We start from the raw sequence: 25,664 nt of genomic DNA, 5'->3' as shown, positions 1-25,664 counted from the left end.
GCTATGTGACGACCTTTCCGACGGAGGGCAGATCGCGGCGCAGCAGTGCGGTCTCACGGGCATGACTGCGGCGGCCGAACAGGCGGTACAGCAGCCGGATCGGGGCCGGAATGCGGCCCAGGAATTCCGACCATTCGCGTTCGTCGGCTTCCTCGGCGATATGACCGAGGAAGACGAGGGCTCGCCTCTTCGGCAGAGAAGCCATACCGCGCTTACCGAGTTCGGCCCATTGCGACTCGGTCAGCGTCTCGGCCACGATCGGCAGTATCGAATCCTCTTCCAGGCGAAGATGTTCGGTCAGTACCTCGTGCAGCCTGCGCAAGTCGTCGACCAGCAGATCCACAGTATCCGTTCCGCTTTGGTGTTCCCATTCGGCCAGGTCGGCATCGACGCGCCGCATCGCCGCGTCGATCTCGTCGTGTTGGATCCGCATGCGCTCGACCAGCGCCGAATCCACTTGCGCCGAACGCAGTCTCGGCCACACCAGCTCATCCTCGGATCCATGGTGGTGATGCAGGGCGGTGAGCATTTCGCGAGCATGTTCGCTCACCCGCACCACCTGCTCGACATCACCGGGCGAAGTGAACTCGACAATGTCTGCCAGCAAACGGAATTCGCGACGGAAGACCCGGTGCACGAGCACCATATCGTGGGTATTGCAGCCCGGTGTTCGCGCCGCCCGGCGGCTCATGACACCCGCTCCCGCACCGGTAGCGACCCCGTGCCCAGATCGAATGCGGGCAGCGCAAATTCAAGATCCCCGATAGTCATTCAGTTCCTCCCGAACCTAAATGCACTCCTGTGCAATAAGTGCAACTCAGTCTAGTTTTGGTCGAACGCGCCCTGTCAAGATGTCAATGCGCCGGGTCGAGATGACAATGAAGGGCCAGCAGCGAATGACCGAGCACCGAGCCCGTGTCAGCGATTCAACCCAGCTCAGAGATGCCGGACAGGTCAACGAACCGCCCAACTCACTTCGGGACGCGTCGCCCAGCGGCAGTTCGACAATCTCGTTTCGAGCATCGCCGTGGGTGGTCGGCTGGGAGGCGTTCATCGTGCTGATCGATATCCGTGGGCTCTCGCCCGAAGCGGCCGTCGATGTATGTGCCCGCACCGCGAGCACTCTCGTGGATTCGGCGCTGGGATCACTCGAAACCGGATAGTGCTGAGCGTTGCTGGCGCCCCTCGTTCGGCTCGACGCGAATCACCCTGCGCTATCCGACAATTCGGCGATCTCAGTCGGGATACGCGCGCCGAGACGCCACACCGCCAGGGTGAGTGGGACACCCGGCCGGTAGGCCAAGTGCGTGGCCGATGGCGCGTCGAGCACCTGGAGATCGGCGCGCGCGCCGATACGAATGACGCCGACATCGTTGCGGCGCAGGGCCTTCGCGCCCGCCGCGGTCGCCGCGAAGACCGCTTCCGCCACCGACATGCCCATTTGGAGTACGGCGGTGGCCACGCAGTAGGCCATCGAGGTGGTGTAGGAACTGCCCGGATTGGCGTTGGTGGCGAGGGCAACGGTCGCGCCCGCGTCGAGTAGTGCGCGGGCAGGGGCGAGAGGCTGGCGGGTGGACAGATCGCACGCGGGCAGCACGGTGGCGACGGTGTCCGAGCCGGCGAGCGCCTCGATATCGGCATCGGTGAGGTGGGTGCAGTGGTCGACGCTGGCGGCACCATGACGGACCGCCAGTTGCACACCGGGGCCGGTGCCCAACTGGTTGCCGTGGACGCGCAACCCGAGACCGCGTGCGGCGGCGGCGCGCAGCACGCGATCGGACTGGTCCTCGTCGAACGCGCCTGTCTCGCAGAAGACATCGGCCCAGCGCACATGTGGTGAGACCGCGTCGAGCATAGCGCCGCAGACCAGGTCGACATAGGATTCCGCGTCGGTATCGGGCGGTACCAGATGCGCGCCGAGAAAGGTCACCTCGTCGGCGGTAGCGGCGGCGATGCGGGCCGCACGCTCCTCATCGGGCACGCTGAGGCCGTATCCGGTCTTGGTCTCCAGGCACGTCGTGCCCTGCCGGTAGGCCTCGTCGACATGGCGGCGCAGGTTCGCCGAAAGCTGTTCGTCCGAGGCACTTCTGGTGGCGGCGACCGTGGTCGCGATGCCACCGGCCCGGTAGGGCTGACCAGCCATTCTGGCCTCGAATTCGGCGGTACGGTCACCGGCGAAGACCAGGTGGGTGTGACTGTCCACCCAGCCGGGCAGTGCCGCGCGGCCGCCGATATCGACCTTGCGATCGGCGGCGGGCGCGGCGGCGGCCGGGCCGATCCAGGCGAAGCGCTCACCCTCGAGCACGACAGCGGCATTGTGCAGCGGACCGTCGGGGGTATTGGTGGTCAGCTCACCGATTCCGGTGATGAGGGTCGACACGATGCCCTTTCTGTCGGTGGAATTCCGGCCTCTCCCAAATAGATCCGCACCCACCGATCGAGTGCCTCGACCACGGGTACCTCACGGTCGGCTGCCCGTCGGCAACAGGCAACCGCATCAAACGATCACGACGGACATAGCGCCCGAATCTCCTCCCGCAGTATGTTTTCGGGTTGCTCGACCGATAGATGGCGGCCGTCCGAGACCACCTGGCGACCGGCGACCAGCACCTCGCGGATATCGCTGGCCGAAGCCGCGAACAGCGCGGCGGCAGGTTCGGCGCCCGCGGTTCGGATCGAGTCCAGCTCGACGGTGACCAGATCCGCTGCGGCACCCGCCTCGATCCGTCCGGCCTCCGGCCAGCCGATCGACGCGTGATCGGTTGCCGCGGTGAACAACTGCGCCATCGTGAAGCGTCCGCGCGTGCGCGAGGCGAGGCGTTCGTTCAACTCCAGCGCACGCCATTCCTCGAAGCCGTCCAATACGGCATGACTGTCACTGCCCAAACACAGGCGAACTCCGGCATCGAGGAATTCACGGGCTGGCCCGATGCCGTCGCCGAGATCGCGTTCGGTGGTCGGGCAGAAGCAGGCTCGCACCCGCGCTTCGGCGAGCAGACCGATATCGGCGGCACTGACGTGCGTGGCGTGCACGGCCACGGTATCCGCCCCGAGCAATCCGGCCTCGGCCAGCAATGCGGTCGGCGTCCGCCCGTGTGCGGCAAGGCAATCGCTGTTCTCCGCGGGCTGTTCGGAGAGGTGGACGTGCACCGGCCGCCCGTCGGCCTGTTCGGCGACCACCGCCAGCGCCTCCGGCGGCACCGCGCGCACCGAATGCGCGGCCACACCGGTCCGCACCAGGTCCGATTCCGGTTCGAACGCGGCGGCGCGCTCGGCCCATGCTGCCGCGTTACCGTCACTGAATCGGCGCTGATGTTCGTCCGGCGCTCGGCCGAATCCGCCGGCGAGGTAACAGGTGTCGAGCAGGGTGAGCCGAATCCCGGCGTCCTGAGCGGCCGCGGCCAAGGCGGCCCCCATGGCATTCGGATCGGTGTACGGCACTCCGCCCGGCGCGTGATGCAGGTAGTGGAACTCACCGACGCTGGTGTATCCGGCGAGCACCATCTCCGCGTATACACCGCGCGCGAGCCGGTAGTAGGAGTCCGGATCGAGCCGGTCGGCGACGGCGTACATCCGTTCCCGCCACGTCCAGAACGAACCCCGGCCGTGGTGAGTACGTCCGCGCAAGGCGCGATGGAAGGCGTGCGAATGTGCATTGGCGAAACCGGGAATGGTTAATCCGCGCAGCACTTTCCCGCTCGGCTGAGAGTCCCGTACCACCGAGCGGATCGACGATCCGATGACGTCGATTGTCACCCGTTGCGCCAATCCATCCGGCAGCCAAGCGAATTCGGCCCAATAGACGCTCATCGGACCCGACCCCCGCGCATCGGATTGCCCACGCTCATTTCGCCAAATCCTCCAGCACGCGAGCCAGACTCGCGGCGCCGAAATCCACGTCCGCGGGTTCGGAGTGCTCCTGCGGCGCATGGCTGATCCCGGTCGGGTTGCGCACATAGAGCATGCCCGACGGCACATGGGCCGCCAGGATGCCCGCATCGTGCCCGGCACCGGTGGGCAGCGCGGGGACACCGCCGAGTACGCCGTCCAGTCGGCCGCGCAGCGCCTCATCGAAAACAACGTCGTCGGAATACGATTCCTCGGTCACGGTGATCGCGCATCCTTCGGCGGCCGCGGCCTCCCGCGCGAATCCGGCGATATCCTCGACCAGCGCGGCGGTGCGCCCCGCTCCGGCGACGCGCGCGTCCAGCCACAGATCCACTGTGGCGGCAATGACATTCGTGCCACCCGGCGTCGGTATGAGCTTGCCGACGGTTGCCCTGGCATCGTCAGTAGCCGCGGCAACGCGGCGGGCTGCCGCGATCGCCGCGGCCGCGGGCAGCATCGGATCATGCCGATCGGGCATTCGTGTCGCACCCGCGTGATTGCCCTGTCCGGAGAAGGAGAACCGGTAGCGCCCATGCGCGATGATGCTGCTGCCGGTGGCGACCGGACTGTCCAGATCGATCAGCCCACGTCCCTGTTCGACATGCAATTCGACGAAGCAGCCGATATTCGCCAGCGCATCGGGATCAGCGCCGAATCGTTGCGGATCCTGCCCAGCCGCGACCGCGGCTTCGGCGAAGGTGATCCCGGCGGCGTCGCGCAGTCCGCGGGCGCGGTCGGCGTCGATGGCGCCGGTGAGCAGTCTGGACCCCAGGCACGGCACCCCGAAGCGCCCGCCCTCCTCCTCCGCGAATACCAATAGCGCGAGCGGCTTCGCGGGAGTGAAACCCTTGGTGCGCAGAATATCCACGGCCGCCAGCGCGCTGGTCACCCCGAGCGGACCATCGAACGCACCACCGCCGGGCACCGAGTCCAGATGACTCCCGGTGACCACCGCGCCCGAACCCGGACTCCCCCACCATGCCCAGATGTTCCCGTTGCGGTCGGTCGTCACGTCGAGGCCACGCCGGGCCGCCCGCTCGCTGAACCAGTCCCGCAATTCCAGTTCGGCGCGGTCGAAGACATGCCGAGAGTATCCGCCGCGTCGCGAATCCCGGCCCACATCGGCGATTTCGCCGAGCAGGCCGTTCGCGCCGCCGCCCACCGCCGTCACTGATCGTCCCGCATGGGGATTCGCACGCCACGTTCCTCGGCGACCGCGCCGGCGCGGTCATAACCGGCGTCCACATGCCGAATCACACCCATACCGGGGTCATTGGTGAGCACGCGCTCGATCTTCTGTCCGGCCAATACCGTTCCGTCGGCGACGCAGACCTGTCCGGCGTGGATGGAGCGGCCCATGCCGACACCGCCGCCGTGGTGGATCGAGACCCAGCTCGCGCCGGAGGCGGTATTGACCATCGCGTTGAGCAGCGGCCAGTCGGCGATGGCATCGGAGCCATCGGCCATTGCCTCGGTCTCACGATACGGCGAGGCGACGCTGCCGGAGTCGAGGTGGTCGCGCCCGATGACCACCGGAGCCTTCAGCTCACCGCTGGCGACCATCTCGTTGAAGCGCAGACCGGCCAGGTGCCTTTCGCCGTAGCCGAGCCAGCAGATGCGGGCCGGAAGTCCCTGGAAGGCAACACGTTCCCCGGCCAGCGTGATCCAGCGGCGCAGGGATTCGTTCTCGGGGAACAATTCCAACATGGCCCGGTCGGTCGCGGCGATATCCTCGGGATCGCCGGACAGCGCCGCCCACCGGAACGGCCCTTTGCCCTCGCAGAACAACGGTCGGATGTAGGCGGGCACGAATCCGGGAAAATCGAAGGCCCGTTCGCAGCCGCCGAGTTTCGCCTCGCCGCGCAGCGAATTGCCGTAGTCGAAGACCTCGGCACCGCGATCGAGGAACCCCAGCATCGCATCGACATGCTCTGCCATGGATTCGCGGGAACGGTCGGTGAATTCATCGGGCTTCTTCGCCGCATAGTCGGCCCAGTCCGCGAGCGCGACACCGCGCGGCAGATACGCCAGCGGATCGTGCGCCGAAGTCTGATCGGTGACGATATCGATCTCGACGCCGGCTGCGAGCAGTCGCGGCAGCACCTCGGCCGCATTACCGATCAGCCCGACCGACAACGCTTTTCGGTCCTTGCGCGCCTTCGAGACCCGGCGTACGGCATCGTCGAAATCGGTGGCGATCTCATCGAGGTAGCGGTCGTGTACCCGTCGCAGGGCGCGGGCCGGATCGCATTCGACGACCAGGGCCACCCCGCCGTTCATGGTAACGGCCAACGGCTGCGCACCGCCCATACCACCCAATCCGGCTGTGAGGGTGACGGTTCCGGCGAGGGTGCCACCGAAGCGTTTGGCCGCCACAGCCGCGAACGTCTCATAGGTGCCCTGCAGAATGCCCTGGGTGCCGATGTAGATCCACGATCCGGCGGTCATCTGCCCGTACATGGTGAGACCGAGCGATTCCAGCCTGCGGAACTCCGGCCAATTCGCCCAGTCGCCAACGAGATTCGAATTGGCGATCAGCACTCGCGGCGCCCATTCGTGCGTCCGGAATACGCCGACCGGCTTACCCGACTGCACCAACAGGGTCTCATCGGCCTCGAGTGTGGTGAGCGTCCGGGTGATCGCGTCGAAGCTGGCCCAGTCCCGCGCGGCCTTACCGGTGCCGCCGTACACCACCAGATCCTGCGGCCGCTCGGCCACTTCCGGATCGAGGTTGTTGTGCAGCATCCGCATGGCGGCCTCGGCCTGCCAATTCTTGGCCGTCAGGTGCGACCCGCGTGCCGCTCGAATCGTCCGTGTCATCAGATTGCCTCCATATATCAGCGAATGGCCCGTCAGGAGCCGAGGTGTGGCGCGACGGCGGCCAGTAGCTCGCCGGAGCGGATGAGTTCGGCCGCGGCGGCGATCTCCGGTGCCAGGTGCCGGTCCGGTCCGGGACCGTCGACTTCGGTGCGAAGCAGGGCGAGGGCCGCTGCGGTCGCCGGGCCCGGACGCAGAGGCGCACGCAAGTCCAAGGCCCGTGCGGCTGTGAGGTATTCGACGGCGAGCACCGTGGTCAGCCCGTCGACGGCCCTGCGCAGTTTGCGCGCAGCCGACCATCCCATCGACACGTGGTCTTCCTGCATCGCGCTGCTCGGAATCGAGTCCACCGAGGCGGGCACGGCGAGGCGCTTGAGCTCGCTGACGATTCCCGCCTGCGTGTACTGGGCGATCATATGGCCCGAGTCGACACCAGGATCGGCGGCAAGGAAGGCCGGGAGGCCGTGTGAGCGTGCGACATCCAGCATTCGGTCGGTGCGGCGCTCGGCCATACTCGCGACATCGGCGACCGGAATGGCGAGGAAGTCGAGAACATATGCGACCGGCGCACCGTGGAAGTTGCCGTTGGACTCTAGTCTGCCGTCGGCGAGCACCACGGGATTGTCGATCGCCGAGGCCATTTCCCGGTCGGCGACCGTTCGGGCATGAGCGATGGTGTCGCGGGCGGCACCGTGTACCTGCGGTGCGCAGCGCAACGAATACGCGTCCTGCACCCGGTTGCAGTCCGGACCCCGGTGACTGGCGACGATATCCGAGCCCGCGAGGGCGGCCGCCATGCGCCGGGCCGAGAGCGCCTGGCCCGGATGTGGGCGTAGCGCCTGCAGGTCGGCGGCGAAGACTCGGTCGGTGCCGAGCAATGCCTCCACGCTCATGGCGGCAGTGATGTCGGCGATGTCGAGCAGGTGGGTCAGGTCGTCGATCGCGAGCGCCAGCATGCCGAGCATGCCGTCGGTGCCGTTGGTGAGCGCCAGCCCCTCCTTCTCGGCGAGTGTCACCGGCTCGATCCCCTTGTCGCGCAGGGCTGCTGCTGCTGGGACCAGCGTGCCGGACGAGTCGGTGACCGATCCCTCCCCCATCAGCGCCAGCGCGACCGCGGCCAATGGCGCGAGATCACCGGAGCAGCCGAGCGAGCCGAATTCGTGCACCACCGGCGTAATGCCCGCATTGATCAACGCCGCCAACGTGATCGCCGTCTCCGGCCGCACCCCGGTATGCCCGGTGGCCAGTGTGCGCAGCCGCAACAGCATCATGGCGCGCACCACCTCGGTCTCGACCGCCGCGCCGGCGCCCGCGGCATGCGAGCGGATCAGCGACCGCTGTAGCGCGGCCCGGCTCTCCGGCGGAATGTGCCGGGTGGCCAGCGCGCCGAAGCCCGTGGAGACGCCATAGGTCGGGACCGTCCCCGCGGCCAGTGCGTCGACGTGCTGGCGCGCGTAGGTCAGCCGCTTCTCGGCGGCCGCGCTGAATCGCACCCCGGCACCGTGACGGGCGACGGCGACGATGCGTTCTACGGTCAGCGGCCCGTCCACCTCCACCGGCGGTAACTGCGTGGTTTCCGACATAGGCCCATTCCACCGCCACGAGGGCGGGTGGAGAATGAGGCTGGACCAGGTTCTGTCTGGTATCCGAGACAACCCGAGGAAGTGGTATGGGTACGAGCAGTGATATACCCGCGCTGCGGCGCGGCCTTGCCCTGCTGCGGCTGATGGCGACCCGCGCGGGGCCGGTCTCCGCGTCCGCCATCGCGCGCGAGCTGGACATCCCGCGCTCCACCACGTATCACCTGCTCGCGGAGTTGGAGCAGGCCCGCTTCGTCACCCGGCTGCCCGCCGAGCGCCGCTACGGCCTCGGTATCGCCGCCTTCGAGTTGGGTTCGGCCTATTTGCGCCACGATCCGCTGGAGCGAGTGGCCGGACCGTTGCTGCGTGAGCTGGCCGGGCGGGTCGGACACAATGCGCATCTCGGGGTCCTGCACGGGAACGAGTTGCTGTATCTGATCAAGGAACGCCCGCCGCGCCCGGAGACCTTGGTGACCGATGTGGGCGTCCGGTTGCCCGCGCAGCTGACCGCATCGGGCCGGGCGATCCTGGCGCATCTGCCCGCCGCCCATGTGCGGGCGCTGTTCCCGTCGGCGGCGGCCTTCGTGCGCCGCACCGACCGTGGGCCGACCAGCCTCGCCGCGCTGCGTGGCATCCTCGCCGCAGAGCGTCGACGCGGCTGGGCGAGCGAGGACGGATATGTCACCGCCGGATTCGCCTCCGTCGCCTATCCGGCCTTCGATCACGACCATCGGCCGATCGCGGCGATCAGCGTGACGTTGCGACATCACTGCGAGCGTTTTCCCTGTAACGCCGATTGGTCCGATCTCGCCACCCAGGTGCGCTCCACCGCAGACGATCTCACTCGGCGCATCGGTGGGCGGGTGAGCTGACAGCCAGCTCTATACGCGAACAGTAAGCAATCGAAATGATCCGGCGTCTAATCCGGCATTACCAGGCGCTTTCGACTGAATGGGCGACACGCCGGCGCGCAGCTCAAAGTTCAGCTATCCAATGGTTACGCTCGAAGATCATCGACCGGGGCGGCGCTCCGCCGGTGACGCACGACCGACCAGTGCCGGATGGGGACAGGAGCTCGATGCGAACACCGATGCGCCGACGCGCCCTCATCGCGCTGGCCATGATCGTGACCGCACTGCTGCTCTCCGCTGTCGCCACGCCGAGCGCGCAGGCCACCGTCGCTCCGTTCGGCCGTGAATTCCTCTGGGGCGTAGCATCATCCGGCTTCCAGTCCGAAGGCCACGCGCCCGACAGCAATTGGACCCGATATATCGAGACCGGCAAGGCCGGGGACGACTACGAGAATTCGGTCGACTTCTACCAGCGCTATATCTCCGATATCAACCTGGCCGCCCGCCTCGGGGTGCGGGTGTACCGGATCGGCATCGAATGGGCGCGGGTGCAGCCACAACCAGATGCCTGGGACGAGGCGGCATTCGGCTTCTACGACAACGTGATCGCGCGCATTCTCGCGGCCGGTATGCGACCGATGCTCACCCTGGATCACTGGGTGTATCCCGGCTGGGCGGCCGACCGCGGCGGCTGGCGCAATCAGGGCATGGTCGATGATTGGCTGGTCAATATGCGAAAAGTGGTGAACCGCTACGCTTCTCGCAATCCGCTGTGGGTCACCTTCAACGAGCCGGCCGCCTACATCGGCACCGAGTTGCGCATCGGCGCGATCACCCCCGACGAGGCTCCCGCGATGCTGGACCGAATCGCCGAGGCGCACAACGCGATCTACGACACCATTCACCACAAACTGCCCGACGCGCAGGTCACCAGCAATCTCGGCTATGTCGCGGGCGCCGAGACCGAAGTGAATCAGCCGATCGTGGATCGGATCGCGGATAAGCTCGATTTCATCGGCGTCGACTACTATTTCGCACCCGTGCCGGAGACGAGCAGAGGGGTGCAGGGCGGGTCGAACGAGGGTCCGGCGATCTGGGAACTACCCATTCACACCGAGGGCATCTATTACGCATTGCGCCACTATGCGCAGTTATTCCCCGATCGCCCACTGTATGTCGTGGAGAACGGCATGCCCACCGAGGACGGTAAGCCGCGCGCCGACGGCTATACCCGCTCCGACCACCTCCGCGACACCGTCTACTGGCTCCAGCGCGCCAAGGCCGATGGCATCAACGTCGTCGGCTACAACTATTGGAGCCTGACCGACAACTACGAGTGGGGTAGCTACACACCACGTTTCGGCCTCTACACAGTCGACGTGCGGACCGACCCCACCCTGACCCGCCAGCCGACGGACGCGGTCGAGACCTACCGCGACATCATCCGGTCCGGCGGTGTTCCGGCCGATTACCGCCCGACCCGACCGACGGTCGAGTGCGCACTGGTCGATCCGCCGGACAGCTGCACCGAATCGGTCACCGTGCCGTAATGACTCAGCCCCACTGGTACTTCAGGTATTTCCCGTCCAAGGTGACGACCACTCGCTCGCCCCCGGGATCGTCGCGACGATCGACATCGATTTTGAAGTTGATCGCGCTCATGATGCCGTCCCCGAACTTCTCGTGGATCAACTCCTTGATCGCCGGGCCGTAGACCTGCAGCACCTCATAGAACCGGTAGATCGTCGGATCGGTCGGCACCGCCGCGTCCAGCGCGCCACGGGTCGGTTGCGCGACGAAGGCCGCGATCTCCTCGGCCCCGAGTTCCAGGATCCCCGCGGCCTTTTCGGCCTGCGCGACGCTCAGGGGATGTTGCCCGAGTAATGCGGCGACGATCCATGCCTCCGGCGCATCCAGCATCTGCGCCAGCTGCGCCCACGTCACCCCGAGCCGCGCCTTCGCGGCGAGAACCGCGTCTCCCGCCTGCTTCTTCGTCGTCATAGGGGCACGGTAGATGAGCCCGCGAATGCTGTCGACGCGAGAAGGTCGATGTCACGCTTGCGGCCAGAACCGCGTGAACGCGAGACTTGCCGCCGAGCGCCGCGCCGGTGGGCAAGGGGATGCGAACCGCCGATGATCCCGGCGCCGATCGGCGGGCACATGGTCTCGATCGGCAGTGTTTCGGTGATGCGGTGCTGTTGGCCGACGCGGCCGAGCCCGGATACTGCGACGATGAGCACGTCGACGTGGCCTTCATCGAGGCGTGCGAGCCTGGTGTTGACGTTGCCGCCAGGCCCCCTGCGCCGATTGCGAAGGCCGCTGGCTCAGTCGAGCAGGATCACGATCGGGCCGGGCTGGGTGTTGATCTGATCTCCTATGAGGAACCGGTGGGCGAACCGAAGGGGCCTGTCGCATGAGGACCGATCATGGATCGGAAACGATCTCGAGCCCAAGATCGTTTGTTTTGCTCGGCACTGTCGCCTTGCCGTGTGAGAAGGTGGGGTTTCACTCGTGAATCAGGTTCTGCCGATACCGGTTACGAGTGCCGAAGGAATCCCAGATGAAGGAGGGGCTTGGTGGAAGCAGCGTTCGATGTGGCTGGGCTGGTGGGGCAGCGCTATCGCGCGGCCGACTACTACGAGGTGGGGCGAGAGAAGATCCGCGAGTACGCGCGAGCGGTACAAGATTTCCACCCGGTGCACTGGAGCGAAGCTGCTGCCGGTGAGCTCGGGTACGCCGGGTTGGTCGCGCCCACCACCTTCATCTCGACCGCCGCGATGATCGCCAACCGCAGGCTCCTCGAAACCCTCATGACCGGCTACGACATGTTCGTGCAGACCGATCAGGTCTTCGAGATGTACAAGCCGGTACTCACCGGCGACCGGTTGGTCAGCGATGTCGAGCTCTCCTCGGTGCGCCGCATCGCGGGCAAGGACCTGCTCACCATCACCAACACCTTCACCGACCAGACCGGTGACGTCGTGCAGGTCATGCACACCACCGTCGTCGGCATCACCAGCGAGGACGTCGACGCCGACATCAGCGACACGATCGAGCGCGTGATCATGAGCGGACTCGACACGACCGCACAAACCGCAGGCGCGCCCGCCGACGTGGATGCGCTGCCGGGCTCGGATCCGGAGGCGACGACCGCTGTACGACTTTCCCCGGTCTCGCGCACCCGCGTCCCGCGCACCGCACTCCGATTCGAGGACATCGCCGTCGGTGACGAGCTTCCTGCTCGCACCGTGCACCTGACACGCGGGGATCTGGTGAATTATGCCGGGGTCTCCGGGGATGCGAACCCTATCCACTGGCACGACGAAGTCGCTACACTCGCGGGCCTTCCGGACGTGATCGCCCACGGCATGCTCACCATGGGCCTGGGCGCGGGATTCGTCACCGGTTGGCTCGGCGACCCGGGCGCGGTGATCAGATACGGGGTCCGGCTGTCGAACTATACGGTCATCGAAGCCGCCGCCGCTGGAGACGTCGAGTTCACCGGGCGCATCAAGTCGGTCGACGCCGAAACCAGGACCGCTGCCGTCGTCATCGTCGCGAAGTCCGCCGGACGCAAGGTTTTCGGCCTCGCCACTGCGGATATTCGCCTCCCATAACCTCCGCCGTAAGAGCTCCGGTGCTCCGCTGCTCGACACCTGCTGTTCCCTCGATCGTGGCACCCGAAATCTGCCGCCGCACACCATCGTAACTATCGAGCCGGACATGCAGACGACTTCGGAATCCGACACTGGCGCACGGTTCAGTGGGCGAAACGATCGTCCGCGAGATGCTCTCGGGGGCAGGCTGTTTCCGTAGGACGGATGTGTAAAGCATGCCGTGTACGCGGCAATGTCAATCTGTCGGGGTTACCGATACGCTGCGCCGCATACGAATCGGCTATGGGCGGGTGTCGACCAACTCGAAGCACTCACGGTCGACGCCGAGCGGCCCTGACAGACCCAGAGGCTGTGCAGATCGAACATCCGTGCAGTCGACTCCGAACATCGACAACCGTCGGCCCGACCGGTAACCATCGCGAGAATCCATGCTTCATCGGCATGATCGCGACGGTATCGGCCGGGCATCGGCGCGCTCCGGTCAGCTATTTCTTATCGGCGGTCAGCTGCCCGGCCGCGCCCCAGCTGTCTGCGGGCGTCTCGTGGATCCAGACCTGCACGGTCTCGGCCGGAATCTGGTAGGCGTCGACGAAGGCATCGGTGATCCGGCGGACCAGATCCCGCTTGAGTTCGACGGTGCGCGGGCCCTGCTGCACGGTGACGATGGGCATGACTGACTCTCCTTACTGAAAAGGGTTGGGACAGACCGCATTCGGGCTTCCCACTGTGGGGATGCCGATTCGGCGGCCGGTGATCAGTTCACCCGAACAAAGATCATCGACCAAGGGCCAGTTCGTTCACGCAGCGATAACGAATCCTTATTGTCCGAGGTCGTGCACGCTTTCGCGCAGTAGGAGCGCACGAAGCAGTGCTGATCCCGGCGCATCGGTCCCCGCGCGCACGGCCACCGCGATCGGCAGGCTCAGACCACCGTCCGCGAACGGCCGAAAGACCACTCGCGAGTTGTGCACCTGGTCGGCATTGGCGCCGTAGATCACCGTCCACATGGCCGTCGCGGTGCCGATCGCGGCCAAATTGTCCTGGAGGGTGGTAGCGGTCGGCGCGGGCACCGGCTCGAAACCCGCACGCCGACAAGACCTCAGCACCAGATCCACCAGCGCTGGGTGATTGCGCCGCTCGGTCAACCGCAGTGGCACCGACGCCAGATCGGCCAACCGCACCGTCTCCTGCGCCGCGAGCGGATGCCGAGCCGGCAAGGCCGCGACAAGCTGGTCGTCCCATGCGCGCAGATACTCGAGGTCGGGGGTGTCCTCGACGACGGGTGAGCGCACGAAGGCCGCATCGAGTCGACCGTCGGCCACCTGCGCCAACCGCTCGCGCACCGGTGCGGTGACCAGCTCGATCTGCACATGCGGAAGGCGCTCAGCAAACGCATCCAGGATGATGTCCAGCCACGCGCCCAGCCCGGTGACGGTACCCAGCCGGAACACCTCTGCCCGCGCACCGGCCAGATCGGCCACCGATGCCAGCGCCTGCTCCGCCGCGATCAGCACACTTCTCGCCGCGGGCAGAAATCGCTGCCCGGCCTCGGTCAGCCGGACCAGCCGTGGCGACCGGTCCAGCAACTGAACCTTCAACTCTCGTTCGAGCCGCCGCACCTGCTGACTCACCGCCGGTTGCGCGATATGCAGCCGCTCAGCCGCCCGCCCGAAGTGCAGTTCCTCGGCCACGGTGACGAAATAGCGCAGTTGGCGCAGCTCCATGGCTCGGGCTCCTCTCTGTGGCGGTCCGGTCCATGAAACCAGCCGCCAGCGCAGCGCCGTGTGCCACCGTCACGCGGTGCAGTTGTCGAGCCGAGTCGAACACAGCAAACGGGCACCCCGCGTACGGGGTGCCCGCTCTGGAGCCGATGCCCGGTGGCTATCAGGGCACACCGAGCGCCGCTATTGCCGAGACCTAAGATGTCGCGGGCGCTCTGGCCTCGGACCGATGTGATCGAGTCGCGGTCGCGTTTCATTGTGGTTCGGCAAAGGCGCCAGCACCCGGTGGGCAGATCTCCTGGACGAACTCGCCGCGGAATGCGTCGAAGATCAGGTCCTTCGTGGCGATGTACTCGGCCATGTAGTCACGTTTGCCGTGTTCGATATTGGCCTCGAGGCTGACCCAGTGTTCCAGAAGAGTGAACGACTGCGGATCGTCTCGGTCCTGGAAGATACGGAATTCCAGGCAGTCGGGGTTGGCGCGAGTTGGACCGGCAATCTTCTCCAGCGCCCGTTGCGCTACGTCGATCTGATCCGGCCGCGCATGCACTCGCACAAGCATGACCAGGGGGCCGGGATGCTTCGGTGACGCCGCAGCATCCCGTGCGGTGACCCCGGAGAGGGTATCTGGCATGTGGAAAACATACCTTAATTGGTTCATTGATCCAAATTAGTGCGATGCTCCAAAAATGCTGGCAGAATCGGGCTATGGCAACACGAGCGCGCCGGGCGCAGCGGCGCAACCAGGTGCTCTCCCGCGAGCAGATCATCGCTACCGCTATTGAGCTGCTCGACGGCGGCGGCGAGAGCGCGCTGACGGTCCGGGCGCTGACCGAGCGCCTGGCCACCGGAACCGGGGCGATCTACTACCAGGTAGGCGCCCGGGACGAGCTGCTGGATGCCGCGACCGAAACAGTCATCGGCACCGTGCTGGACACCGAGCCCGCCGGGGCCCGGACCACTGCGGGGGACGAGATCCGCGCCGTGGCGCTTGGCCTGTTCGACGCGATCGCCGAACATCAGTGGCTGGCCACGCGCTTGGCCCTGCAGATCACCCGCAATCCGTGCGGGCCGGTGACGGTGGGGATCTTCGAGCGGTTCGGTCGGCAGGTGGGGGCACTGGGTGTGCCGCAAGCCGCGTGGTTCGACGCGACTTCGACGCTGGTGCACTACATCCTCGGTGCCGTCGGCCAGAACGCCCGTGTGGACGGTGATACCTCGGGTGTCGACCCCCAGGCCGACCGCGGCGAGTTCCTCGGCGCGGTGTCGACCGCGTGGCAGGAACTCGATCCCGACGACTACCCGTTCATGCACGTGATCGCCGGCCAGATGCGCGAGCACGATGACCGCGAACAGTTCCTCACCGGCATCGCCGCCGTCCTCGACGGCATCACCAATCTGCGCTGACCCGTCGAATCCGATCAGGTCAGCGACAATCAGAAGGGAATTCTTCATGCAAGACGTCATAATCGCGGGCGCCGGCCCGATCGGCCTGTTCTTGGCCGGCGAACTCGCGCTGGCCGGATGTGCTGTCCTGGTACTCGAGCAGGACCCGGACCCGGACTCGCCGTTGAAAACACTCCCACTCGGGCTGCGCGGGTTGACCCCCGGTTCCGTCGAAGCGTTCTACCGTCGCGGCATGCTGGACGCACTGCTGAAAGCGTCCGGTGTCGATGCGGCAGCGGTCGGCGCCGCCCCCGATGCCGACCAGACCCCACCTCCCCGGAATGTGAGCCACTTCGCGGGAATGACGCTCGACGCGACCAACATCGAAACCGACGCCCTCCCGCACCGACTGCCCAGTCCGGCGATGGAACCGATCATGACCAGCCTCGAGGCGGTCACGACGGTGCTGGCGGAGCGGGCCGCCGCGCTCGGCGCGCAGATCATCCGGGGTGTTCCTGTCACAGCCGTGGCCCAGGACGACGACGCCGTTGTCGCGACAGCGGGCGGGCACGAGTACCGGGCGCGGTGGCTCGTAGGATGCGACGGCGGCCGCAGCGCGGTACGCCGGCTCGCAGGCTTGGAGTTCGTCGGCACCGAGCCGCTGTTCACCGGCTACGTCGCACGAGTCACCTTCGCCGACCCGCAACAGTTGCGCCTCGGGTTCAACCTGACCCCGACCGGTATGTACCTGCGCACGCCCTTCGAAGGGCATCTGGGCATGATGGACTTCGACGGCGGCACGTTCGACCGCTCACAGCCGCTGACCCGCGAACACCTCCAAGCGGTCCTGCGCCGGGTCTCCGGCACCGAGGTGACACTGACCGAGGTCCACCTGGCCTCCAGCTTCACCGACCGCGCCATGCAGGTCACGACCTACCGCAACGGCCGCGTCCTGCTCGCCGGCGACGCCGCCCACATCCACTCCCCACTCGGCGGCCAAGGGCTCAACCTCGGCATCGGCGACGCGATGAATCTCGGGTGGAAGCTCGCGGCAACCGTGCATGGCTACGCGCCCGACGGACTGCTCGACACCTACACCAGCGAGCGCCACCCCATCGGCGCATCTGTTCTCGACTGGTCCCGGGCCCAGGTCGCAACCATGCAACCGGGCCCCAATGCTCCGGCCCTGCAGCGGCTGGTCCGCGACCTGATGAGCGCCCCAGACGGAACCACCCACGTGTACCGGAAAACATCGGGACTGGCCTACCGCTATGACCTGGGCAGCCGACAGCCCCTCGTCGGCCACACCGCCCCGGACTTCTGCTTCGACGACGACACTCGCCTCGGTGACCTTCTACAGCAAGGACACGGCGTCGCGCTCGACTTCAGCACCGACCACGCACTCCGGGACGCAGCCCAGGGTTGGCAAGGCCGGATCCACTACGCGGCCGGCCCGGTACACGACAACCTCGGTCTCGGCGCCGTACTGATCCGGCCCGACGGCATCGTGGCCTGGGCGGACGACCATGGCCCTGATCCCGAAGCGTTCCAACAAGCCGCGACCCGCTGGTTCGGCCGCCCGGAACACTGACCGCCCGCCGACAAAGCCGCACGAACCCGCATCCGGACAGCCCAAGCCACTACGCCTGAGCGCCAGCGACATTCAGTGTTTTCCCCGCCACGAGCACCTCGAAGCGGCCAGGAGAACCATCACCCGATCGCGATCATCGGTGGAGGTCTCGGCGGCTCACCGCCGCCCTGTCGGTGACGCTCCAAAATGCTGGATCCGGCACGGATTGCGTGGTTGACAACAGATTGACCAGTAAGAAGATTCCGACCGCCAGCATCACCCCCGCGCCAGTGACCCAGAAGATCTGGGCATCGAAATAGTTTTCGTATGCCCTCGAAGCTGCTCCGCGTGAATCCGGCTGCGCGGCGGTATCGATCTGTTCCATGTGGCCGATGGGGTAGTCCGGCACCGACATTCGAGGTTGGCAGTGATCACTGCTGTGGAAGTACGTGTAGCCGAACAGGTAGATGATCGGTCCGACAAAGGTTGAAATCACGGTGTATACCAGGGCATCTACGGCCGGACGGCTGAGGTCCACCCTGCTCGACCTAGGGTGATCCCGCTCGCGGGAGGACTGGTCCAACCGCCAGGGCCGCACCCAGGAACCGAGTCCGATCCTTGGGCGCGGCCCGCGCGGAACGTTGTATCGCGGGAAAGGTCACATGTCCTGAAAAACGTGCTGTTCAGGACCTCATTTCGACCTATCTTCGCAGGTCAGATCAATGACCCTGGAAAGGCGAATTGACCGTGGTGAAGTACTGGACTGCCGCAGCGATCGCGACCGGAGCCGTGACGAAGATCTGAGCGGCCAGAGTGCCGAGCGCGCCGACGGCGATGATGCCACCGATGCAGCCGATGGCGGCGGCAGGGATGAAGGCGCCGAAGAGGCCGACGATGGTGGCCGCGGCGACCGTCGCACCGGCGATACCGCCGAGGACACAGCCGACGGCGCCGCCGCCGAGGCCGCCGACCAGGGTGCCGATGGTGGCGCCCATGGCGATGGTGTCCTTCATGCGGTTGAAGGCGGCCTGCTCACGGTCGTATTCGGACTTCCACGGGGCCTTGTCCTCGTAGGGCAGCGCGACGGGCTTGTAGGCGGCGTGCGCCATATCGAACTGCGGGGTCAGCGTCGCGGTACGGTCCTTGATCTCCGCGGCGATCGGAAAGACGAAATCGTCCACCCGGAAGGATAATTCGGCGCCGCCGACCGTGGTGCCGTCAGCGGCCTTGATCTTGAAGACGCCGTTCTCGTCTACGAGCGAACCGGCATCGGTGCTAATGATGGTCGAAGTCGGGGTGGCGGTGGCCGAGTAGTTCACGGCACTGTTGTCGGACTCGGGTGCGGCATACACGGTTCCGGCGGTGGCACCGAGCGCCGCGATCAGCAGCGCCGAGGTCGCGGCAAATTTCCTCATCAACATGCTTTGGTTCCTAACAGGGTGGACATCGGGAAGTGAGCCCATCAAAACCGCAGCACGCAAACTAGACGTGACCCAATCGTTAACGTTTGCTCATCAATTGCCGTTGACTTATGTTGGATCCACCTCAGCATGACTCACATCACATTCGGACTCCGTCGTCGCACGGCTGGCCCGACCGCCGAGCAATGGACGTCGGGCGACGGATCCCGAACGCCACGATCGGGATCCGTCGATGAGCACACAGGAATTCTCCAGCGGAACCCGGTCGCAGACGTCCGATTCTCGACACCCCACACGAGGCAGTCATGCGAAATCCAAATTACTGGACCTCTCAGTGGTGCTGCCCACATCGTGGATACATGTCGCTGGAGGGGCGGGAACCCATGGCCGAACCCGGTCGATCCGAAGCCATCGAACCGATCACCATGTACTGGCGGACGATGTCCGTACTGCATTCGACTCGGCATCGGGCTGCGCCTGGCAGGCATTGCGTTCCGGACGATCCCCATCGAGGATCCGGTGGCGGCGGCCGCGGTTCGGGCGATTACCGGCGGGGACGAGGTGGCTCCGACGGTGATCGTGTGCGGACAGTCGTTGGTCGATCCGAGCGTCGACGACATCCGCCCGGCGCTGAACGCGACACCTCGGTAATCACCGCGTTTCGAGCACCGCCATGGCGGCGTTGTGGCCGGGAATGCCGCTGACTCCACCACCGCGCACCGCGCCCGCACCGCAGAGGAAGATATTCGGGACATCGGTGGCTACCCCCCAGCGCGCGGCGGGGGTATCGGTGTTGTCGCAGCGGTAGGGGAAGGCCAGATCTCGGTGGAAGATGTGGCCACCGGGGAGGCCGACCTCGCGCTCCAGGTCGAGAGGAGATTTCGCTTCGATGCAGGGTGCGCCGTTCTCGTCCACCGCGAGACAGTCGGCGAGGGGTTCGGCGAGTACCGCATCCAGCTGGGCGAGTGCGGCTTTCACCGCCATAGCCTTCGCCGCCTCCGGGTTGGACGCGAAAAGCCTTGCTGGAGTGTGCAATCCGAACAGTGTGAGGGTATGGAGACTGGAGTCGGACGCGAGGATCGACGGATCGGTCAGGGTATGGCAGTAGATCTCCGAGGGCGGTGCGGACGGTATCCGCCCGCTCTCGGCCTCACGATAGGCCTGTTCCAGTTGCGAATACGACTCCGCGATATGGAATGTTCCGGCGAAGGCCTCGCGCGGATCGGTCGAAACGTCACGCAGCCGGGGTAAGCGTCGCAGCACCATATTCACCTTCAGTTGGGAGCCTTCGGGTTTCGGCTCCCCAGGAATGCCGAGCAGCCGAACCAGCTCATGCGGTGCAGCGTTCACCAGCACATGCCGCGCGCCGACCACACCATCGCGATAGTGCACCTCCGCTGTGACATCGTCGGATTCGACCTCGGTCACCTCACAGCCGGTGATCAGCTCCGCACCGGCGGTGCGGGCGGCGTCGGCGAGTGCGTCGGTGAGCGCGCCCATGCCGCCGATCGGCACATCCCAGTCGCCGGTGCCGCCACCGATCACGTGGTAGAGGAAGCAGCGGTTCTGCCGCAGGCTCGGATCGTGCGCGTGGGTGAAGGTCCCGATGAGTGCGTCGGTGAGCACGACGCCGCGCACAGTGTCGTCGGTGAAGCTCGACTCGACCGTCTCCCCCAACGGCCGCTCGAACACCGCCGCCCAGATATCGGCATCGTCCACAACCCGCTCGAGCGACGATCGCGACGGCAGCGGTTGGGTCAGCGTGGGAAACACCCGTTGTGCGAGCCGACCGGTCGCGCCGTAGAACTTCCGCCAAGCCTGGAAATCACGATCGGATCCGGTGAGCCGCACAAAACTCTCCCTGGTCCGAGCCTCGGAAGCGGTGTCGACCAATAGTCCACCGTCCTCGACCGGCGTATACGACGAGATCCGCCTGCGCCGCGTCGCGAACCGCAGACCCAACTCTTCGACGATCTGGCGCGGCAGCAGGCTCACCAGATACGAATACCGCGATACCCGTGCATCGACACCCGCGAACACCCGCGCCGAGACCGCGGCCCCACCGGTGTGATCCTGCCGCTCCAGCACCAGCACCGACCGCCCGGCCCGCGCCAGATACGCGGCCGCCACCAACCCGTTATGGCCACCACCGACCACCACTACGTCATAGGAGGAGCGCATCGGTTTCATCTGTCCTGCCTATCACGGATTCCGGCGATTGCGGTGGCGGTCGGCGATTGCCGGGAAATTACGGCTGGGTTTCCATATTTCCCTGCGATTGACCAGCACTCACTTCACACTTAGTTTCTGGCAAACGCTGTATGAGGGCGGCGTTTTCACCCGGGAGCGATCATGACCGAAGCCAATGCACCATCCGACGACGAACGTCGCCTCGCCGAACTCGGCTACAAACAGGAACTGGCGAGGTCCTGGTCCGGATTCTCCAACTTCGCCATCAGTTTCACCATCGTCTCGATCCTGACCGGCGGGTTGGCCAGTTACGGCATCGGTCTGGCCAACGGCGGACCGATCACCATGGCATGGGGCTGGCCTCTGGTCTCGGTGATGGTGTTGTTCGTCGGCCTGGCCATGGCCGAATTGGCCTCGGCCTACCCGACTTCCGGCGGTCTGTACTGGTGGGCGTCGGAGTTGGGCGGTCCGGTGTGGGGCTGGTTCACCGGGTGGTTCAACCTGATCGGCCAGATCGCGGTGACCGCAGCCATCGACTACGGCGCGGCGATCTTCACCACCGCGGTGCTGAACGTCATCGGTATCGATATCGGAACCGACCGCACCGCAATCTTTCTCGTCTTCACCGTGATCCTGATCCTGCATGCCGTGCTCAACGCGATCGGCCCGCATCTGTCCGCGGTGATCAACAATGTCTCGGCCTGGTGGCATGTCGGCGGCGTGGCGATCTTCGTCATCGTGCTCGGTTTCGGCGCGAGCCACCATCAGAGCGTCGGCTTCGTCTTTACCGAGACCGTCGACAACAGTGCGGTCGGCTTCGGCGGGGTGGCGTTCAGCTTCCTGCTCGGATTGCTGCACGCGCAATACACTTTCACCGGATATGACGCATCGGCGCATATGTCGGAGGAGACCCACGATGCGGCGCGCACGGCGGCCAAGGGCATCATCAATACCATCGTGGTCTCCGCCGTTGCCGGATATCTGCTCATCATGGCGGTGACGTTCGCCATTCCGAATCTCGACGATGCGCTGGATCCGGAGAAGAACAGCGGCTACCCGGTGATCTATATCCTGGAGAACTCGCTGAATTCGTTCTGGTCGGGTCTGCTGCTGATCATCGCCGCGATCGCCCAGCTGTTCTGCGGCTACGCCTCGGTCACCTCGGCCTCGCGCATGCTGTTCGCCTTCTCCCGTGACGGCGCGGTGCCGGGATCGGCCTACTGGTCGCGACTTTCGGCTCGCAAGGTGCCGGTGCACGCCGTGCTGTTCATCTCGTTCTTCTCGTTCGTACTGTTGATTCCGTCGATGCTGGTGCCCGCGGCGAATGCGCCGACGGCCTATGCGGCGGCCACCTCGGTCGCGACCATCGGCCTCTACATCGCCTATGGCATCCCGATTCTGCTGCGCCAGATGCACGGCAGCCGATTCCGGACCGGCCCTTGGCAACTCGGCCCCTGGTATCGGCCGGTTGGTGTGATCGCCCTGATCTGGATCGTGCTGATCAGCCTGCTGTTCATCCTGCCGACCGATGACCGCGGTTATCCGTGGAACAGCGAATTCACCTGGAACACCGTCAATTACGCACCGATCACCTTGATCGGCGTGGTCGGCGCGATCGGCATCTGGTGGGCGGTCTCGGCCAAGCGCTGGTTCACCGGCCCCAAGCGCACGGTCGAGGAGGCACCGCCCGAACCCGAGACCGAGGCTCCTGCCAACGCTTAACCCAGGAGCGCGAACAATGTCCGGCGGATAGCCGCGGACGCCTCGGCCTGCGACCGGCCGCGGCGTCCGACCAGGTGATGCCGGGTCGGCCAGCCGACGGCGGCGTCGACGAGATCGAGCAGTTCCTCGTCGACGCCGCCGTCGGCGGTCAGTTCCGGTGCGAATGCGCGGGCCAGTGCATCGCGAATACGCTTGTCGGTCAACCGCATTCGCGCGTCGACACCGGGTACGGTATACGATTCCAGCAGACCGAGCAGCCGGGGATTGCGCTGCAGCGCGAAGATCGCCTCGCTCTGGCGCACCACCGCATCGATGCGATCGGCCAGTGGCAGTTGCGGATCCGGCGTCGCGATCAGCGCCTCGACTCGTTCCGATTGCACCTCGACGACTGCGACCCGCAGGTCGTCGCGTCCGGGAAAGTGCACGAAGACACTGCGTTCGGAGACCCCGGCCCTGGCCGCGATGCGCTTGCCGGTGGGATCGAGTTCGCCGTCGTGAATCGCCGCGAGCAGGGCGGCGACGATCGCGGCGCGCGTCTGTTCCGGGTTGCGCCTGCGGCGGGCGCCCGCAGTGCTCTCACTCATGCCTGCATCCGATCACAGCGACTCCACGGGAATGTCGGCGACCACACATCCGCTGCTACAGCATCCACAGTAGCACGCTATTGCAGTCACGCTGCAATAGCCGTTACGGTGGGGCCACCGAGAACTGACAGGAGAGACGATGGTCGAGCAGCGGGACAACGACGACAACCGGACACCACGGGTAACGCGCCGCGGGGTATTCGGCGTCGGAGCGGCGGCACTCGCGGTGGCGGGCGTCGGCGTCGGTCTCACCGCGTGCGGCGACTCGGATGAGGTGAATCCCGCCACCTCCCCCACCGATCCGAGCGATCACATTGCCGATGCCAATAGGCAGGCCGCCGCGACATTGCCCTTCAGCGATACCACCGACTTCGCGGACGCCGACCACGGCTGGATCGCCTCGCTCGAGCCCGGCGTGGTCACCGATGCCAGCGGAAAGGCGGTGTGGGACACCGACTCCTACGCGTTCCTGCGCGACCCCTGTCCGCTGTCGGTGAACCCGAGCCTCTGGCGGCAATCCCAACTGACGGTCAAACAGGGCCTTTACGAAATCGCACCCGGCTTCTACCAGATCCGCGGTATCGACTTGTCGAATATGACGCTGATCGAAGGCAATACCGGCGTCGTCGTCATCGATCCGCTGATCTCGACCGAGACCGCGGCCGCCGGACTCGCGCTCTACCGCGCCCATCGCGGCAATCGCCCGGTCACCGGTCTCATCTACTCGCATGCGCACGTCGACCACTTCGGCGGCGCGCTCGGCGTCACCACCCGCGAAGATGTCGCGGCGGGCCGCTGCCCGGTGCTCGCACCGTCCGGCTTCCTCGAACACGCGGTCGCCGAGAATATCTACGCGGGCACCGCGATGGCCCGGCGTGCCGCCTACATGTACGGCGCGGCGCTGCCCCGCGGGCCGAAGGGGCAGGTCGGTGCCGGCCTCGGCCAGACCACCTCGACCGGCACCACCACGCTCATCGACCCGACCGTCGATATCACCCACTCCGGCCAAGAGGAGATCGTCGACGGTGTACGCATGGTGTTCCAGCTGACGCCGGGCACCGAGGCCCCGTCGGAGATGAACTTCTATTTTCCGGACCGCCGCATTCTGTGTATGGCCGAGAACGCCACCCACACCCTGCACAATATCCTCACGCTGCGCGGCGCGCTGGTACGCGACCCGCATGTGTGGTCGCGCTACCTCACCGAATCGATCAACCTGTACGGCCGCAACTCGGATCTGGTCTTCTCCTCGCACCACTGGCCGGTCTGGGGCACCGACCGGATCGTGGAATTCCTTGCGGTGCAACGTGATCTGTACGCCTACCTCAACGATCAGACGCTGCGTCTGCTCAATCAGGGCTATGTCGGCGGCGAGATCGCCGAGATGCTGCAGCTGCCACCCGCGATCACCAAAGAGTGGTCCACCCATGGCTATTACGGTTCGATCAACCATAACGTCAAGGCCATCTACCAGCGCTATATGGGCTGGTTCGATGGCAATCCCGCACACCTGTGGGAACATCCGCCGGTCGAATCGGCCAAACGACACGTCGATGCGATGGGCGGCGCGAACGAAGTGCTGAAGAAGGCGCAAAAGGCGTATGACGCAGGCGATTACCGCTGGGTCGCGCAGATGGTGAACTACGTGATCTTCGCCGATCCGAACGACACCAAGGCAAAACACCTGCAGGCCAGCGCCTTCGAACAGCTCGCCTACGGTGCGGAAAACGCCACTTGGCGCAACTTCTACCTCAGTGGCGCCTACGAACTGCGCAACGGGCAGTTCGGCACCCCCACCAAGGCCAACGCTCAGGGCATGCTGGCGGCACTGACCATCGACCAAGCCTTCGATGCCATCTCACTGTTCGTCAACGGCCCCAAGGCCTGGGACGTCAAGGCCACTACCGACTGGCGCTTCACCGATGCCGACAACCACACGCAGCGCGTCGAATTACGCAACGGCGTTCTGATCCACTACGCGCGCACCCCCGACGACGCGCTACCCGCCCCCGACGCCACCCTCACACTGACCCGCACCACCTTCGCCCGCACCATGCTCGCCGGTGGCAACGTCGCGGACGCAGTCGTCAAGGGCGACATCAAAGTCGACGGCAATATCGCCACCCTGCAGCGACTGAACGGCCTCTTCGACCGCCCCGATCCGAACTTCGCGATCGTCACCCCGTGAACACCAGTGGTGCTGAACTGCGCCGCCCACGTCCGGGGAGTCGAGGCTCGAAGGGACTGAACCGGTTGTGCGGCAATCCGGCGAATCGGCTCCCAATACGACCCGATCACCAGTGACCCCTGGGAGGGG

General features: G+C 65.9%; 24 protein-coding genes. 9 read left to right on the top strand and 15 right to left on the bottom strand.

Annotated elements, in window-relative coordinates; all coding sequences use genetic code 11:
* Position 1 precedes the first annotated feature (1 nt).
* A complete protein-coding gene (locus ACQP1G_RS15970) occupies positions 2-691 on the bottom strand; it encodes a hemerythrin domain-containing protein (protein WP_433204438.1) in 690 nt (229 codons plus the stop codon).
* 340 nt (positions 692-1,031) lie between these two features.
* Between ACQP1G_RS15970 and ACQP1G_RS15965 the strand changes: the two genes are divergently transcribed.
* Positions 1,032-1,163 (top strand): hypothetical protein, encoded by a 132-nt coding sequence (locus tag ACQP1G_RS15965; RefSeq protein ID WP_433204435.1) that lies wholly within the window; start codon positions 1,032-1,034, stop codon positions 1,161-1,163.
* A gap of 41 nt (positions 1,164-1,204) precedes the next feature.
* Here the strand turns inward: ACQP1G_RS15965 and hutI are convergent, their stop codons facing one another.
* From hutI to hutH, 5 genes are all read right to left on the bottom strand, one after another.
* Complete coding sequence (hutI, locus tag ACQP1G_RS15960) at positions 1,205-2,380, bottom strand: imidazolonepropionase (protein ID WP_433204432.1); 1,176 nt, start codon at positions 2,378-2,380, stop codon at positions 1,205-1,207.
* A gap of 125 nt (positions 2,381-2,505) precedes the next feature.
* The gene (locus ACQP1G_RS15955; RefSeq protein ID WP_433204429.1) at positions 2,506-3,810 is read right to left on the bottom strand and encodes a formimidoylglutamate deiminase; all 1,305 of its coding nucleotides are present in this window, start codon (positions 3,808-3,810) and stop codon (positions 2,506-2,508) included.
* Between the two features lie 34 nt (positions 3,811-3,844).
* Positions 3,845-5,059, bottom strand: a complete 1,215-nt coding sequence (locus ACQP1G_RS15950) for an allantoate amidohydrolase (protein WP_433204426.1) — start codon at positions 5,057-5,059, stop codon at positions 3,845-3,847.
* A complete protein-coding gene (gene hutU / locus ACQP1G_RS15945) occupies positions 5,056-6,708 on the bottom strand; it encodes a urocanate hydratase (protein ID WP_433204423.1) in 1,653 nt (550 codons plus the stop codon). The genes ACQP1G_RS15950 and hutU overlap by 4 nt, the downstream gene beginning before the upstream one ends.
* Before the next feature lie 32 nt (positions 6,709-6,740).
* Positions 6,741-8,288, bottom strand: a complete 1,548-nt coding sequence (gene hutH / locus ACQP1G_RS15940) for a histidine ammonia-lyase (RefSeq protein ID WP_433204420.1) — start codon at positions 8,286-8,288, stop codon at positions 6,741-6,743.
* Positions 8,289-8,374: 86 nt separating this feature from the next.
* Between hutH and ACQP1G_RS15935 the strand changes: the two genes are divergently transcribed.
* Together ACQP1G_RS15935 and ACQP1G_RS15930 are read left to right on the top strand one after the other, a co-directional pair.
* Positions 8,375-9,157: an IclR family transcriptional regulator gene (locus tag ACQP1G_RS15935; RefSeq protein WP_433204417.1), complete on the top strand. Its 783-nt coding sequence runs from the start codon at positions 8,375-8,377 to the stop codon at positions 9,155-9,157.
* Positions 9,158-9,363: 206 nt separating this feature from the next.
* Complete coding sequence (locus ACQP1G_RS15930) at positions 9,364-10,686, top strand: family 1 glycosylhydrolase (RefSeq protein ID WP_433204414.1); 1,323 nt, start codon at positions 9,364-9,366, stop codon at positions 10,684-10,686.
* A gap of 4 nt (positions 10,687-10,690) precedes the next feature.
* Here ACQP1G_RS15930 and cynS read toward each other — a convergent pair whose 3' ends face one another.
* Positions 10,691-11,137 (bottom strand): cyanase, encoded by a 447-nt coding sequence (cynS, locus tag ACQP1G_RS15925; protein WP_433204411.1) that lies wholly within the window; start codon positions 11,135-11,137, stop codon positions 10,691-10,693.
* Positions 11,134-11,370, bottom strand: coding sequence for a hypothetical protein (locus tag ACQP1G_RS15920; protein WP_433208542.1), 237 nt, complete (start codon positions 11,368-11,370; stop codon positions 11,134-11,136). The genes cynS and ACQP1G_RS15920 overlap by 4 nt, the downstream gene beginning before the upstream one ends.
* On the opposite strand from ACQP1G_RS15920, the gene ACQP1G_RS15915 reads away from it, so the two are divergent.
* Positions 11,257-11,553 (top strand): hypothetical protein, encoded by a 297-nt coding sequence (locus ACQP1G_RS15915; RefSeq protein ID WP_433209587.1) that lies wholly within the window; start codon positions 11,257-11,259, stop codon positions 11,551-11,553. The two genes, ACQP1G_RS15920 and ACQP1G_RS15915, sit on opposite strands and share 114 nt — an antisense overlap.
* Positions 11,554-11,709: 156 nt before the next feature.
* Positions 11,710-12,753, top strand: a complete 1,044-nt coding sequence (locus tag ACQP1G_RS15910) for a fused (3R)-hydroxyacyl-ACP dehydratase subunits HadA/HadB (RefSeq protein ID WP_433204408.1) — start codon at positions 11,710-11,712, stop codon at positions 12,751-12,753.
* A gap of 485 nt (positions 12,754-13,238) precedes the next feature.
* Here the strand turns inward: ACQP1G_RS15910 and dmpI are convergent, their stop codons facing one another.
* The 3 genes from dmpI to ACQP1G_RS15895 form a co-directional block, all read right to left on the bottom strand.
* Entirely contained in the window at positions 13,239-13,424 is a 186-nt protein-coding gene (dmpI, locus tag ACQP1G_RS15905) for a 4-oxalocrotonate tautomerase DmpI (protein WP_040689632.1), read from the bottom strand.
* Between the two features lie 147 nt (positions 13,425-13,571).
* On the bottom strand, positions 13,572-14,477 hold the full coding sequence (locus tag ACQP1G_RS15900; protein WP_433204405.1) for a LysR substrate-binding domain-containing protein: 906 nt from the start codon (positions 14,475-14,477) through the stop codon (positions 13,572-13,574).
* A 250-nt stretch (positions 14,478-14,727) separates the two neighbouring features.
* Positions 14,728-15,108 (bottom strand): putative quinol monooxygenase, encoded by a 381-nt coding sequence (locus tag ACQP1G_RS15895; protein ID WP_433204402.1) that lies wholly within the window; start codon positions 15,106-15,108, stop codon positions 14,728-14,730.
* 74 nt (positions 15,109-15,182) lie between these two features.
* Here ACQP1G_RS15895 and ACQP1G_RS15890 point away from each other — a divergent pair, with 74 nt between their 5' ends.
* Together ACQP1G_RS15890 and ACQP1G_RS15885 are read left to right on the top strand one after the other, a co-directional pair.
* Complete coding sequence (locus ACQP1G_RS15890; protein WP_433204399.1) at positions 15,183-15,881, top strand: TetR/AcrR family transcriptional regulator; 699 nt, start codon at positions 15,183-15,185, stop codon at positions 15,879-15,881.
* 46 nt (positions 15,882-15,927) lie between these two features.
* Entirely contained in the window at positions 15,928-17,451 is a 1,524-nt protein-coding gene (locus ACQP1G_RS15885; RefSeq protein WP_433204396.1) for an FAD-dependent oxidoreductase, read from the top strand.
* 133 nt (positions 17,452-17,584) lie between these two features.
* Here ACQP1G_RS15885 and ACQP1G_RS15880 read toward each other — a convergent pair whose 3' ends face one another.
* The 3 genes from ACQP1G_RS15880 to ACQP1G_RS15870 form a co-directional block, all read right to left on the bottom strand.
* The gene (locus tag ACQP1G_RS15880; protein WP_433204393.1) at positions 17,585-17,968 is read right to left on the bottom strand and encodes a hypothetical protein; all 384 of its coding nucleotides are present in this window, start codon (positions 17,966-17,968) and stop codon (positions 17,585-17,587) included.
* A gap of 181 nt (positions 17,969-18,149) precedes the next feature.
* Positions 18,150-18,851, bottom strand: a complete 702-nt coding sequence (locus ACQP1G_RS15875; protein WP_433204390.1) for a hypothetical protein — start codon at positions 18,849-18,851, stop codon at positions 18,150-18,152.
* Positions 18,852-19,502: 651 nt separating this feature from the next.
* Complete coding sequence (locus ACQP1G_RS15870) at positions 19,503-21,032, bottom strand: phytoene desaturase family protein (RefSeq protein ID WP_433208539.1); 1,530 nt, start codon at positions 21,030-21,032, stop codon at positions 19,503-19,505.
* A 171-nt stretch (positions 21,033-21,203) separates the two neighbouring features.
* Here ACQP1G_RS15870 and ACQP1G_RS15865 point away from each other — a divergent pair, with 171 nt between their 5' ends.
* Positions 21,204-22,763, top strand: coding sequence for an amino acid permease (locus ACQP1G_RS15865; RefSeq protein ID WP_433204387.1), 1,560 nt, complete (start codon positions 21,204-21,206; stop codon positions 22,761-22,763).
* Here the strand turns inward: ACQP1G_RS15865 and ACQP1G_RS15860 are convergent.
* Positions 22,760-23,347: a TetR/AcrR family transcriptional regulator gene (locus ACQP1G_RS15860; protein ID WP_433204384.1), complete on the bottom strand. Its 588-nt coding sequence runs from the start codon at positions 23,345-23,347 to the stop codon at positions 22,760-22,762. The two genes, ACQP1G_RS15865 and ACQP1G_RS15860, sit on opposite strands and share 4 nt — an antisense overlap.
* Positions 23,348-23,486: 139 nt before the next feature.
* Between ACQP1G_RS15860 and ACQP1G_RS15855 the strand changes: the two genes are divergently transcribed.
* Entirely contained in the window at positions 23,487-25,535 is a 2,049-nt protein-coding gene (locus ACQP1G_RS15855) for an alkyl/aryl-sulfatase (protein ID WP_433204381.1), read from the top strand.
* The last annotated feature ends 129 nt before the right edge of the window (positions 25,536-25,664 follow it).

Origin of the sequence: Nocardia sp. CA-107356 (assembly GCF_050946365.1) — a bacterium.
Taxonomy (GTDB): Bacteria; Actinomycetota; Actinomycetes; order Mycobacteriales; family Mycobacteriaceae; genus Nocardia.
The sequence above is the reverse complement of the archived record's forward strand: the minus strand, read 5'-3'. Positions and strand labels throughout refer to the sequence as shown.

Excerpts from the sequence above, each read along its gene's own strand:
- ACQP1G_RS15970 (WP_433204438.1), bottom strand. The coding sequence starts at position 691 with ATGAGCCGCCGGGCGGCGCGAACACCGGGCTGCAATACCCACGATATG.
- ACQP1G_RS15955 (WP_433204429.1), bottom strand. The coding sequence starts at position 3,810 with ATGAGCGTCTATTGGGCCGAATTCGCTTGGCTGCCGGATGGATTGGCG.
- hutU (WP_433204423.1), bottom strand. The coding sequence starts at position 6,708 with ATGACACGGACGATTCGAGCGGCACGCGGGTCGCACCTGACGGCCAAG.
- hutH (WP_433204420.1), bottom strand. The coding sequence starts at position 8,288 with ATGTCGGAAACCACGCAGTTACCGCCGGTGGAGGTGGACGGGCCGCTG.
- ACQP1G_RS15935 (WP_433204417.1), top strand. The coding sequence starts at position 8,375 with ATGGGTACGAGCAGTGATATACCCGCGCTGCGGCGCGGCCTTGCCCTG.
- ACQP1G_RS15930 (WP_433204414.1), top strand. The coding sequence starts at position 9,364 with ATGCGAACACCGATGCGCCGACGCGCCCTCATCGCGCTGGCCATGATC.
- cynS (WP_433204411.1), bottom strand. The coding sequence starts at position 11,137 with ATGACGACGAAGAAGCAGGCGGGAGACGCGGTTCTCGCCGCGAAGGCG.
- ACQP1G_RS15915 (WP_433209587.1), top strand. The coding sequence starts at position 11,257 with ATGCGAACCGCCGATGATCCCGGCGCCGATCGGCGGGCACATGGTCTC.
- dmpI (WP_040689632.1), bottom strand. The coding sequence starts at position 13,424 with ATGCCCATCGTCACCGTGCAGCAGGGCCCGCGCACCGTCGAACTCAAG.
- ACQP1G_RS15900 (WP_433204405.1), bottom strand. The coding sequence starts at position 14,477 with ATGGAGCTGCGCCAACTGCGCTATTTCGTCACCGTGGCCGAGGAACTG.
- ACQP1G_RS15895 (WP_433204402.1), bottom strand. The coding sequence starts at position 15,108 with ATGCCAGATACCCTCTCCGGGGTCACCGCACGGGATGCTGCGGCGTCA.
- ACQP1G_RS15890 (WP_433204399.1), top strand. The coding sequence starts at position 15,183 with ATGGCAACACGAGCGCGCCGGGCGCAGCGGCGCAACCAGGTGCTCTCC.
- ACQP1G_RS15885 (WP_433204396.1), top strand. The coding sequence starts at position 15,928 with ATGCAAGACGTCATAATCGCGGGCGCCGGCCCGATCGGCCTGTTCTTG.
- ACQP1G_RS15875 (WP_433204390.1), bottom strand. The coding sequence starts at position 18,851 with ATGTTGATGAGGAAATTTGCCGCGACCTCGGCGCTGCTGATCGCGGCG.
- ACQP1G_RS15870 (WP_433208539.1), bottom strand. The coding sequence starts at position 21,032 with ATGCGCTCCTCCTATGACGTAGTGGTGGTCGGTGGTGGCCATAACGGG.
- ACQP1G_RS15865 (WP_433204387.1), top strand. The coding sequence starts at position 21,204 with ATGACCGAAGCCAATGCACCATCCGACGACGAACGTCGCCTCGCCGAA.
- ACQP1G_RS15860 (WP_433204384.1), bottom strand. The coding sequence starts at position 23,347 with ATGAGTGAGAGCACTGCGGGCGCCCGCCGCAGGCGCAACCCGGAACAG.
- ACQP1G_RS15855 (WP_433204381.1), top strand. The coding sequence starts at position 23,487 with ATGGTCGAGCAGCGGGACAACGACGACAACCGGACACCACGGGTAACG.